This window comes from Komagataeibacter oboediens (genome assembly GCF_003207815.1).
Classification (GTDB): domain Bacteria; phylum Pseudomonadota; class Alphaproteobacteria; order Acetobacterales; family Acetobacteraceae; genus Komagataeibacter; species Komagataeibacter oboediens.
The window spans coordinates 1-12345 of the sequence record NZ_NKTX01000064.1 but is presented as its reverse complement, the minus strand read 5'-3'; the positions used below and the strand labels follow the sequence as shown (position 1 = coordinate 12345).

At 56.3% G+C, this 12345-nt stretch carries 8 protein-coding genes; 1 reads left to right on the top strand and 7 read right to left on the bottom strand.

Going from position 1 to position 12345, the window contains the following annotated elements; translation table 11 throughout:
• The first annotated feature begins 180 nt into the window (after positions 1-180).
• Positions 181-831 carry a LysR substrate-binding domain-containing protein gene (locus CFR80_RS14765; RefSeq protein ID WP_258367838.1) on the top strand — a complete coding sequence of 217 codons (651 nt, stop codon included), beginning with the start codon at positions 181-183 and terminating at the stop codon, positions 829-831.
• A 201-nt stretch (positions 832-1032) separates the two neighbouring features.
• Here CFR80_RS14765 and CFR80_RS14760 read toward each other — a convergent pair whose 3' ends face one another.
• From CFR80_RS14760 to CFR80_RS14730, 7 genes are all read right to left on the bottom strand, one after another.
• Positions 1033-4404 (bottom strand): DEAD/DEAH box helicase family protein, encoded by a 3372-nt coding sequence (locus tag CFR80_RS14760; RefSeq protein WP_110507599.1) that lies wholly within the window; start codon positions 4402-4404, stop codon positions 1033-1035.
• Positions 4404-7607 carry a site-specific DNA-methyltransferase gene (locus CFR80_RS14755; RefSeq protein WP_220032748.1) on the bottom strand — a complete coding sequence of 1068 codons (3204 nt, stop codon included), beginning with the start codon at positions 7605-7607 and terminating at the stop codon, positions 4404-4406. The genes CFR80_RS14760 and CFR80_RS14755 overlap by 1 nt, the downstream gene beginning before the upstream one ends.
• Positions 7604-10540: an SNF2-related protein gene (locus CFR80_RS14750; RefSeq protein WP_110507601.1), complete on the bottom strand. Its 2937-nt coding sequence runs from the start codon at positions 10538-10540 to the stop codon at positions 7604-7606. Before CFR80_RS14750 ends, CFR80_RS14755 begins: the two co-directional genes overlap by 4 nt.
• A 2-nt stretch (positions 10541-10542) precedes the next feature.
• A complete protein-coding gene (locus CFR80_RS14745; protein ID WP_110507598.1) occupies positions 10543-11121 on the bottom strand; it encodes a recombinase family protein in 579 nt (192 codons plus the stop codon).
• 147 nt (positions 11122-11268) lie between these two features.
• Positions 11269-11652, bottom strand: coding sequence for a type II toxin-antitoxin system VapC family toxin (locus tag CFR80_RS14740; RefSeq protein WP_110507597.1), 384 nt, complete (start codon positions 11650-11652; stop codon positions 11269-11271).
• Positions 11649-11945 carry a type II toxin-antitoxin system Phd/YefM family antitoxin gene (locus CFR80_RS14735; protein ID WP_166116178.1) on the bottom strand — a complete coding sequence of 99 codons (297 nt, stop codon included), beginning with the start codon at positions 11943-11945 and terminating at the stop codon, positions 11649-11651. Before CFR80_RS14735 ends, CFR80_RS14740 begins: the two co-directional genes overlap by 4 nt.
• A gap of 45 nt (positions 11946-11990) precedes the next feature.
• The gene (locus CFR80_RS14730; protein ID WP_258367837.1) at positions 11991-12248 is read right to left on the bottom strand and encodes a tyrosine-type recombinase/integrase; all 258 of its coding nucleotides are present in this window, start codon (positions 12246-12248) and stop codon (positions 11991-11993) included.
• Between the last annotated feature and the right edge of the window lie 97 nt (positions 12249-12345).

Below are 12345 nucleotides of genomic sequence, written 5' to 3'. Positions count from 1 at the left end.
GCACCAGCCATTCCCGATCCTCCCTCTCACGACAGAATCAGAACAGGCCCTTCGCGTCACTTCACAGATGAGTCAGAGACAGTAGCCCTTGGTATTACGCCTACGGCTTCAGGAGACAGGCCGGGCCTTCAACAGGGGGTTAATATTGCATGCCGATCAGGGGTTATTTTTGAGTGCCGATTGACAGCCACGAGCGATGCACTGAAGGGAATAGCAACAGCGCTCGCCGAAATCAGGTCGCCTATCGCCGCCCCACCGATCGTACTTTCCTGCGAACGTTCGCTGGCGATGTGCTGGCTGATTCCACGCCTCTCGGATTTTCAGGATCGTCACCCCGACATCGACGTGCATCTCTCGACCGGTGGTGGCCCACTGGATTTCGAGAAAGAACGCATCACGCTGGCAATTCGACGGCTCGACTTCCCGCTGGATCCGGACTGGGCGGTAACGACACTCACTGCAGAGGCGGTCGGCCCGATCATGCGACCTGATATGGTGGTGCGGTTCGAGGGCGGAGATTACCTGGCGCTCGGATCTCGGACCCGCCCCGAGGCATGGCGGAAATGGCTGGCCACCCGGCCCGACGTCCAAGCGCCACGCGACATCCGTCTCTACGACCATCATTTCATGATGCTGGAGGCTGCCGCCAATGGTTTGGGCGTAGCCCTTTCGCCTCAAATCATCGCCGCAGACGATACGGCTAAAGGGAGATTGTTGGCCCCTGTTGGGTTCGATGCTGACGGAACATTCTACGGGCTCATCCGACCCAAGGGAAATGACACGACAGAGCATGCCAGGTCTTTGGAAAGATGGATCATAAAACAGGCATAACAGTCAGAATCGGGGGGCAAACGGACTGTCCGGTTTCGGATGGAAACTTGAAAAATCGGACATTCAAGACCGCGAAATAATCTCGACTACAATCCCCACTCTATTATAAATTATTCAACATTTCATTTTAAATACAATGGCTTATGGTGTAGTCTGATATTGGATACCATTAATGATACCATGTTAAGCGCTACCTCATACTCATCTGATGGCCCCAAATAGCTTTTTCAGATAGGTGCTTCCACCCTCTTCCATGAATAACACATGGCGCCGTTCCAACTCGTTCTTCTTGGTAGGATCGCCCACGTTGAGCAGATCGGCGAACTTCGTCGGCGACAGGACGAAGGCATTCAAGATCAGCGGCGGTTCGCCCACCTTGGCCTGCCTAGCCAGCGTCGTCTCCAAGGTTTTCACTTCCTTATACAGCCCAAGCTTGGGGTTCGACAGGTCAAGATTGCGCAGCCCCTTCGGATCGACGAAGGTCAACCACTGCTTTCCGTTGGCATCGTCCACTAGCCACAGAAGGAAGTCGGGATAGAAATTGCCCGCTAGCGCGAAACCCAAGCCTTTCTCTTCCCGATCAGCGTTGCGCAGTAGGTAAAGGCTGCGTGCGCCTACGGCGGTCTTGCCTTCCACTGAGTTGTAGAACGCTTCCAAATCGCGAACAAACTCCCATTCGCTCGGCGCGTCAAACGCCAGCGGACGCAGCTTCAGAGGCACTGCATCCTTGTCCTCCAATGCCAGCAGCGGGTAGTACAAATGCCGAGCGAAGCTGATGGCTACCATGTGCGGCGCGTTCCATTGGTTGGCCTCGCCGATCTTGCCGTCCGCCACCAGCTTCTTCAGCACTTCCAGCTTCGCCTGATATTCCAGACCGTCGTCGCTGTTCTCAATCTCGAATTGGTACAGCTTGAGCATCGACCCGTGATCTTCATCGATGTGGATAATATCGTAGAACTGGCCTTCGTAGCCTGTCTTCAGGGCCTTATAAAATCGGTCGGTGTAGTCCGTCAGCAGTCGAAGCAGAATGTCTTCTTGCTTGCGGATGTCAGCGAAGGTCGTCACGTTCAGTTCCGCCGCCGGGATGAACAGCGTGTACCAATCCTGCGTGCCCGCACAGAAGTCGATCAGCTTCTGCCGTTCCAACCGCAGGTTGCTCCAACTACGCTGCAACTTGTAATCCAGCAACGCCAGATAGATGCGATCCCAATTGAAAGCCGGGAACAGCGTCTGATTCAGCTTGCCCTTGTTGCGAACTTCTATCGTGAAGGTTCTACCCTTGTCCTTGCTGGATAGCGCTTCGACACGCGGGTACAGGTCGAGTACCACATGGGGGGGCTTGATCTTGCCTTGGAACTGCGTGGGTATTTCGTATAGCCACGGAAAGTGCGTGCGCTTGAACCCAAGTTTCTGGTTGTCCTTGTAGCCATCCTTCAGCGCTAAGGTCTTGAGTTTGCCTTTGGGCAGATTGGCCCTCGTTGGGAAGTCCAGCTCCAGCACTTCGTCACTGGGCATGATGCCTTCCTCGCGCAGGTAGTCTTTGAACGCGGCCATGTAGCTGGCGCGCACGCCGAAGATGTTCAGCGCCTCCAGCTTGTCCAGATGCACGCCCTTGGGCCGGTCCTGCGGCAAAGTGCGCTTGAGCGAGAAACCCTTGCCTTTGAGGCGTACCCCGCGCCCAAACAATTGGATGATCTGGGAACCCTCGCCCTTGCCCATATTCAACAAGCCCATCGTGGACACGCGCCAACTGCTCCAGCCTTCCGTGAACTTGCGTGAGCCGATCAGCACGTTGAGGCGGCTGTCCTTGTTGTTCAGCGTGCCGAATAGCGCGCCACCGAAGTCGTCGCGTTCGCTATCGAAGGCCACCACGTCCTCCGCCATTCCGAAGAAGCCTGCATCATCGCCGATGTTGATGAGGCCGAATGGCTCGGCATCACCCACGCGCAACGCCAGCTCACCCTTGCTGCTCTTGATGTTGACCAGTTTCAAGCGCTGACGGGCCGAGGCATTGAACACTCGCAGCAGGATGTCGGCGTACAGATCATCCACGCGACCGCCGAAGCCCATCAGGGGCGTGAAACGCCCGCTGAAGATGTTGTTGCCCTTGACGTCCAAAATCTGCGCCCTGTCTGCAATCAGATCGGTCAGCCAGCTCTTGATCTGCTCTTCGCTGTTCAGGAAGTCGGCGAGGAAGTTCACCACTTCCAAGATGTCCGACTCCTCGCCCGACACGGTGTTGCCTACAAACACCCACAGCGGCTTTTCGATGTTGAAGTCGGCAAGCGCCGAGCGGTGAGTGCTCCACAGCCAAAGCTGCTGGTAGTAGGCCAGCAGGCAGGCAGTGAAATACTTGCGCGCGTTGTCCGCCTGCTCGTAGGCCTCGCCATTCATGTTGAGGATCAGCGACTCCTTGCCGTAGCCGTCCTCATAGAAGAACTTGTAGGAGTAATCGAAGAGGATGCACTTGGCGTAAATCTCGCGCGTAGAGGTGATGCGCGCGCGGCGCTTGTCCTCGGCGGTCAGCGCGAGTTGCGCCTTCTGTCCGTCATCCAGGCTGCGCAGACTGATGGTGTTGAACAGCATCTTGGCGCGCTTTTTCTGGATGTCTTCTTCTGCCGCCGCCACAGTCATGCCGTTAGCCACTGCTTGCCCGAAGGTGGCCGAGTACTCGAAGGCAAAACCGCCTCGCACCAGCGCATCGCGCCGCGCCATCCACGCGCCAGCCGCCGTGCCCGTACCACGGTGGCCTTCGTCCACCAGTACCAGGTTGTTGCCTTCGAAGGCCTCTACGGCGACAGTCTTGTCGCCCATTTGGTCGCCGAGCTTGTTGATGTCGATGACCTCAATGGCACTACGATAGCTCATAGAAAGCGACTTATTGAACAGCTGCCCGGTAAAGCCTGAAAGCTGCAACTCGTCCAAGTGCTGCAGACTCAAACCCTCGTTGGGCGTGAGCAAAATAATCTTGTCGGGAAAGTGATCGCTGCACCCCGCATTGAAGTAGTGCAGATACTGGCGGATGTTGACGTGCAGAAGCAGGGTCTTTCCGCTGCCGGTAGCATTCCAGAAAGCGATCTTGTTCAGGTCGTCCGCCTCGAAATCGCGAAATGGTTCCGCGCCCGTCTCAGTGCGGTAGCGTGCCATTTCCTCGTTCAGGCCATCAAGCAGATCCTGACGGTGGTTGAAGTACCAGTCCAGATACAGCTCGGTGAACAGCAGCGAGAGGTACTGGAAGTACTTCATCTGCAGTTCGTGGCCTTCCAGCTTGTTGCGCTGGGCGGTGATGGCCTGCCAGTGGGCGACGACGTTCAAGTCGTAGCGCCTAAGCTCAGCCTCCGGCACCTTGTTGGGATCGAACAATCCTCGAATCAGCTCGTGGAAGAACTTGGTCTGGCCGTCCTCGTCGATGCCCTCAAAGCGGTCATCGCCCAAACGCATTTTGAGTGCCGCTAGCGCGCCGCCCTGAAAGAAACCCAGCACCCAACGGTTGAGCACCAATTCCTGATGAAAGCTGCGCTTCCTGCCGCCGCGACTGGAACCGGCAGCAGGGGTCTTGCGTGGCCGTGCCATCAGATGCCCTCCACGGAGAACATGCGCTCCAGAAACTCCGGCTCGATCTGGCGAAGCTTGATTACGCGGGTGGCACCGCCTTCCTCGGCTGTCTGCGTCAGCACGGTGGGAATGTTGTGGTCGCCGTTGATGTAGACCACGTCAAACTCGTTATCCGCCGGGTTGATGGCCAGCTTGTCGCAAAGCTTGCTGATGCCTTCGTAGTCCAGCACATCGCAGTCGCGCCACAGCACGAGGCAGCTTTCACAGCTGGGCAGCGTTCCGGTGACCGTGACGAAGCCGCGCTGCGGCTGGGCATCGATGTGCTTGACGCGCAGGCCGATCAGAAAATTGAAGGTCTCGACCAGATCGATCTTGCGCGGCTCAAACGCACCCGCCGAATCCACGGCCACGTTGAGAGTGTAGTCGAAGGGCTTCCTGAAATCCTCTACCGACAACAGCGAGCCACGGCTTTCTACGTCAAGCAGGTAGTTGAGCAGGTAGTCATCCTTGGCCTGCTGCGGCAGGGTATTCAGGAGATCGCCCTGTGCGGACATTCGGCGCAGTTGCAGGTTGTTCAGGGTGTCTTCGTAGCTTTCTAGCTTTAGGACTTTGAAGCAGAGAGAGATGCCGGTTTCAGGCGTCGAGGGTTTGCCATCTTTCCAGTCGGCGGAGTACGCAACCTTCTGGATGCGCGGCGTAACAACCGTATCGAAGTAACTACCTTGCTCAATTAAGATAAATTGATGAGCCGCTTTTGTTTCTCGTCCAATCCGGAGGACGGCTTCCCCCGTCGTGCCCGAACCAGCAAAGAAATCCAAAGTGATGCTTCCTGGCTCTGCCGCACCGCATGAACGAAGGGCATCCTCGACGAGCTTTTTCGCTTTTGGGAAATCGAACGTTTTTTCGCGAAAAAAATCCTTCAGCTCAGATGCTCCATAGTTCGCAGAAGCATATTCACCCTTGTCCCACCAAGTTACTGGTGGCGCTTCATCATCCATGCGGGTTTTGAAATCAATGGTTATTTCGCCATCGCCAGATCGACGAACACGGTATTCGTCATATTCGGTTGCGACCCTCTTATAACCTCGTTGCCAACGTTTCTCGATACGCTGGCCATTTTCAAACTTGACCGGATAGACAAGCACCTCGTCCTCCGCAGGTCGCTCCAAGAGTTTGTAGTCCTGCGTTTCCTCATCCCACTCCATCGTAAGAATGCGAATCTTATTCTGTGAGTTGACTGCAATCGGGTACCACGATTTGGGGCGATCTTCCCGTCGATCACCGTTGCCAGCCCGAATGAAATTCATCCATGAATATCGCCCTTGCTCATCTTCCAATGGATATCGAGCGGCTTTGCTTGCGCTGTATCCAATGGTGTTAGGAAAAGCCTTATCACCTTTTCCATAAAAGAATGCGTACTCGTGGACAGGGGAAAACTTGCCTTTCGTCTTGCGGCTTTGAGGATTTGACTTGACCACAGCAACGCCGACCTGCTTCTCGAATGTTGAGTTAAGCACTTGAACTAGCGGTGATGCTTCTTGATCATCAATAGCTACGCTAATGAGAGAGTCTTCCCGCATGAGGCGCTTTGCTAAATCGAGCCTTGTCTGAATCAAGGACAGCCAGGAAGAGTCTTTGTATCCGTTCTTATAAATGATAGCAGAGGCATCCGTGTTATACGGCGGATCGATGTAAATGCAATTCACGCGCTCGCAGTATTTCGCTTGCAACAACGATAACCCCTGAAAATTATCGCTGTTAATGAGCAGGCCGCTCACACTTGCATCAATTTCCCCCATGCTGGCCACCAGCTTGTGCACAACCTCACAATCAAACAAACTCGTATCCACCATCCGATACGGCGCAGCCTCAAAATCCTCCACCGTCCCCGGCGCATCGCCATCCCAAACCCCCAGCTCTTTCCACCGCGTCCATTGCTGCTCGTTCGCTGCCAATTCTGGCCAAAGCGTTTTCGGCACCCGATCCAGCGTGATGTAGTAGTGGCTGGACACCACGAACTTCTTTTTCAGCCACAGCTTCTTCTGGAAGTCTTCCAGCTGGGCCAAGAAAGTGATCAACTCCAGCGCGATGCTGCGCAGGCACTGGATCATCCGAAGGTTCTTCTCAATGTCGCCAAACGCACTCGCGTTCTGCACGTCGTCGAGATGCATGACTTCGTTCTTGACGTAGAAGTCCAGCTCGCGCCGGAGGAAACCACCCAGATCCTTATGGATGAAGTAGTCCGCCGTGTTCTTGGTGGTGTAGTCACTCAGGTGTTTTTCCAGCAAGGTACGCTGAGGTTTATTCTCAGTAGGTGCACGGTTGCCCAACGCCAACCAGCGCGCCTTAACGGAGGCATTCGCCAGCACGGCCTCTACCGCCTTGGTGACCAGCACCTCCTGCTTGGTGCCTTTGGGTTGGGCGGCGTACTCGAAGCGGATGATCAGCTCCTTATTGCCGTCACTGCCCGAAGCTTCCTCCACAGGCGCCAGTTGTTCTTCGTATTCGTCGCCGTTTTCATCCACGCGGGTAACGGTCTTGGCCGCTACCAGAGCAAATCGACGCTCCTTGTCGTTGTCCTTACGGTTGTCTTTGGCGGTGTCGGCGGCGGCGAGGCGGAAATGCACCGTGCGGCCGTCTTCAAGTTTAAAGCTGTAATTACTGAAGTTCTCGCCACTCTTGGTATAGTACTGATCCTTGTTGGCCCAATACAACATGACCTCTTCGCCCGCGTAGGGGATGGCGTAAGTGTCGCCCTTGTAGCGGCGCTGGCTGATAAAGTCGCCCTGCTCGTAGTAGCGGGAGAAGAAGGTCAGCAAGTGGGAAAACACGGCGTTTTCGTGGTCGCTGCTGCCTACGGTGGCATCCTTCAGCTTGACGCGTAGTTCCTTCACCTTGGGAACCGCATCGGGACTGACCCCCAAGGCTTGAGCGTTCTTTTCGGCCTCCTGCAGTTCAGCCTGCAATTGCTGCGTGCTGGCGGCGCTCCCTGCTGTGAGGGCTGTCTGCACCTTCTCGGCCAGCCGGTTTTGCAGGTAGTCGTTGATCTCGTCCGCGCGAGCGTTGAGGATGCGATAGATACCGAAGTCCAGTTCCGGGCGGTCGATCTGGAATATCTCGCGCAGCTTGGCGACAAGTTCCTGGAATTTGGGATTCTGTTTGTTGGTTATGGCTGGCATAGGTCTCGGGATTTCTGCTTCATTGAAGGATTTGCGTTTCAAGTGACCTGCCAGCGCACGCTGAACAGTGTCTCGTTGCTTGTTTTTTCTTGCAGGCGCTGATGCAGCGAGGCAATCAGTTCGTCGCGCTTGGCGATGATCTCGTCTTCGACGGCGAAAATTTCCTGCCGCAGACGGCGTTGCTTGCGCTCCACATCAGACAGCTCGCGCTGGATGCCATCCTGCTCCTGTAAGGTGGCGGCCTTGCGGGCGTCGCGCTTCAACTGGGCGATACGTGCCTTGGTGTTCTTCAGGGCTTCCTCTGCGGCCAGCATCTTGTCGTCAGCCCAGCGTTCCAGTTTGTCACGTTCTTCATTGAAAAGGCACTGGTTGGCTTCCAACACTTGGGCGATGGTGGAGGCAACTGCGCGCTGGCTGTTGGCCAGCAGGGCCTCGGGCACGGTGATGCTCAAAGGAGTGGGTTTACCAGCTGCTGGAATGGCCATTAACTTTTCACAGGTTCCCTGATCCAGAACCTGACCATCGTCTGTAAGACCGGAGAACAGAAGCGCCTCTGTAGTCTCGAAGGCGATGACTTCCAGCCGGGCCAGCGTCAGCCAGCCGGACATGCCGCGTAGTCTCTCGATGACGTAAACGCGGGCGCCGTGTTTGTCGTAGTCGAGTTTCAAGGTGGCGACCGGCGTAGCCGCATTCAGGCTGGAATCAATGCTCCATTCCCCCAGCGGGTTGCTGAGGCGGTAGGCGTGCGCAAGCATGTCCGGCTGCGCCGCACCACGAATGAGCTGATAGCGGCCCATCGGTATGGGAGGGGCGATTCCGGTTGGCGGCGTGCTCAGAGAGAACGCGTAGGACTGCTCGTCAAAGCGCGCACGGCCATCCAATGCAAAGCAGGTGACACCCCAGAACCAGCGCCCCAGTTTGTCCAGCCGCGTTTCGGCATCTTGAAGACGGAGTTTGAGGCGGTCGTGAACGTCTTCGTCGAAGTTCTCCAGCAGTTGGGACTGGGTGTCCTTGATACGGTCGGCTATTGACTCTTCCAGCTCCGCTTGCAGGGCATTGAAGGCGGCTTCAATCTGCTCGGGCTGGCGACAAGTGTCGTAGATCTGAAGAATGCGTTTCTCGAAGTCGAAGCCGCCTTCAATGCGACCCAGCACTTCATCGCTCGCACCAAATACACCGGAGAATAGGTTGAATTTCTCGGTGAGCAGTTCCAGCACGCGCTGGTCGGCCTGGTTGCGGGTGTTGAGGAAGTTGATGACCACCACGTCGAAACGCTGGCCATAGCGGTGGCAGCGGCCAATGCGCTGCTCGACGCGCTGCGGGTTCCACGGCAGGTCGTAATTGATGATCAGCGCGCAGAACTGCAGGTTGACACCTTCAGCAGCCGCCTCGGTAGCGATCATGATTTCCGCTCCGGTGCCGTCGTCCTTGCGGAAGTGGTCGATCAGAGCGGTACGGCGATCTACTTGCGGTGATCCGGTGACGCGATCCGTGCCTTTGTACTTTTCCATCCAGTGCTGGTAGATGGCAGTAGAGTCTTCATGGTTGTTAGTGCCGCTGAACAACACCAACTTGCTCGCGTAGCCATTAGCTGAGAGAAAGCGGTGTAGGTAATCCTGCGTACGCTTGGACTCTGTGAAGATGATGGCCTTGCGTGGCGCACGTAGCTCGGCCATCTTGCCGAAACCTAGGTTGAGCGCCTTGAGTAAAGCCTGCGCCTTGGTGTCGGTTTGCAGCGCTTGCGCGGCATCAACGAACGCGGTCAACTCCTCGATCTCGGCGGCGATGGCAGCACAGATGGTTTGGGTATCTTGTGCAGCGTCAGGCTTGTCGTCTTCGGCTGGCTTGGTCGTGAATGTTTCTGCGGCTTCGTTAGCCTCGCGGGCTTCTTCTAGATAGTCCTGCTCCAGATCGTCCTCAGCAATCAGTGTTTCGACCAGCTGGCTACCATCGTCTTCCGCTTTTTCAGCTATGAGCAAGCCCTGCAGGCGCTCGCGGATAGTGGCCAACGTGGCAACAACAGCGTGCGAACTGGACGCCAGCAGCTTGCGCAATATTAGGCCCGTGAGATGACGCTGTTGTTTTGGCAGAGCGTAAGAGTCTTCCTTTTGCAGAAAGGCCGAAATGCGCTCGTAGAGTGCGTGTTCGGCGTCGGTGGGGTTAAAAGGCTGGGTGAACGCCCTGCGTTCGGTGTAACTGATGTACTCCACCACATCACGACGCAGTGTGCGCTTGGCAAAGCTGCCAAGTCGCTCGCGAAGTTCGTCTAAACCCGTTCTGCTGTTCATGAACTGCTTACGGAAGGCAGTTTCGTCGCCGAACAGGTGCTCGTCGATTAACGTGGACAGTCCGTACAGCTCCATCAGAGAGTTCTGCAACGGTGTGGCAGTAAGCAGTACCTTCTTGCGGCCTTGCAGTGCGCGCTTGAGTGTCTGCCCGGTACGGTTGCTGGCGCGGTGCGCATTACGCAGTTTGTGCGCTTCGTCGATCACCACCACATCCCAAGGCACGGCACGCAGCTCGGCTTCCAGTTTGACTGCAAACTGGTAGGACATGATCAAGACCGCCTTGCCGACAAGCTGTTGCATGGTCGACAGCATGTCGCCAGCGCACTGAGTGCGCAGCGAAACGGCATCCACCACGGTAGTGGGTACCGCGAACTTGTCGTGCAGCTCCTGCGCCCATTGCTTACGCAGGCTGGCTGGACAAATAACCAACAGCCGACGGCGGCGCTCAGCCCAGTACTGGCAGACGACCAGCGAGGCCTCGATGGTTTTGCCAAGACCCACCTCGTCAGCTAGCAGTACACCTTCCTGCAAAGGGTTCCGTAGGGCGAACAGCGCCGCCTCGATCTGATGCGGATTGAGGTCGACGCTGGCATCGAACAACGATTGGGAGAGACGATCTACGCCATCTGCAGTGTGTCGCCGCGTCAGCTCGTGGGCGTAATACTTAGCGTGATAGGCGGAATACAAGATCAATCGCCCCGACCGCGAGGAGCAATCACGCCTACATGCTTGTAAAGCGTGGTGCGCGACACGCCGTAACGTCTTGCCACATCAGCAACCTGAATGTCCGGATCGCGCAGAAGCGCCTTGATCTCGCGCACCTGCTTCTCCCCCAACTTCGGTTTACGGCCGCCTAGGCGGCCTCTGACGCGTGCTGCGGCAAGCCCGGCGTGGGTACGCTCACGGATCAGGCTGCGCTCAAACTCTGCAAGGGCCGCGAAGACATGGAAGACCAACTTGCCCGCCGCGCTATTCGTTTCGATTTTCTCGGTTAAGCTCTCAAAACCAATCCCCAAACGTTCCAGCTCGGCCACGATCTGCACAAGGTCAGGCAAGCTACGCCCAAGGCGATCCAACCGCCACACCACCAACGTATCGCCACTGCGCAGCGCCTTCCGGCATTGCTCCAGCTCCAGGCGCGCAGCGCTCTTGCCACTCGCTGCCTCCTCATAGATGACACGGCAACCAGCCTGCTGAAGCGCATCACGCTGCAGGTCTAAATGCTGATCCTCCGTAGAAACCCGTGCGTAACCGATCCGCTGATTCATTGACACAACCGCGACATTGAAAAATTTACGGGAATATTAACGGGATGATTATGGTTGCGATAGCCCTGCTTGCGATTTTTTAGCGTGTCTAGAAAACTACCGTTTTCTGGACAAGGCGAAAAACTTATAAAGCAATTAACCGCACAGTTATGAGCAAGAGATCCTCTCGATTGGGTAATGGTCTATCTGGCTATCTCCAGACAGAAATGACGCCTGTTCACTCAGTGCCTGCGCCATAAGCAGGTGATCAAAGGGATCACGGTGATGGATAGGCAGCCCCATCAGGATCTTCAGGTGCTCGGGGGAAATCGGCAGAAGCGTAAAACCCTCTGCCGGAATAGTATCCGTAATCTCGTTGAGATCTGCATCCAGCTTCCCGATCCGGATTTTGATCGCGATCTCCCAGAGCGAGACAATACTAACCAGAATGTCGTGGGCCGGATCCGCAACGATCTCACGTGCTGCAGGTCCCAGTTTGTCAGAGTCGGACAACCACCATAGCAGCGCATGTGTATCGAGCAGAACCTTCACAGGGCCCCGTCCATGCTGTCGAGCATGTCCTGCGGCGTCTCATCAAAATCATCACTTAGCTTGATGCGCCCGCGTAGCCCACCCGGCTGCCGACGGGGGCGATAGGACGGGGATGGCGGGCGCAGTTCGGCCACGATCTCATCATGGGATGTGACCAGGATCGTACTGCCTTGCCGCGCCTGGCGAAGGTAAGCGGTCAGGTTGCCACGGAACTCCCGCACCCCGATTTTCAGTGGCGCGCTCTGGCTGCCAGAAAGCTGTTCACTCATGTGATCCTCCCTATGTGTCATCATATCATGTACACATAGGGAGAGAGCAAGTGACAAACGCAGGAGACGTCACAGGTCTGTCGCCTCTGATAAGGCGAGGGCATCCTCAACATCGACACCCAGATATCGAACCGTGCTGTCCAGCTTGGTGTGACCCAGCAAGATTTGCACTGCACGCAGATTACCGGTGCGTTTATAGATCATCGCGACTTTCGTCCGGCGCATGGAATGCGTCCCATATTCGCCGGGGATCAGGCCAACCGCTTCGACCCACTCGTCCAGCAAACGGGCATATTGCCGGGTGCCCAGATGTGCCTTCGCACTCATACCAACGGTTATGGGAACTGACCTGTGTGAGCCCACTTTCTAAGACCGATGGATCGAATGGTGTCAGGCAAGGCAGCAAGATTATTCCAAGCGGAAC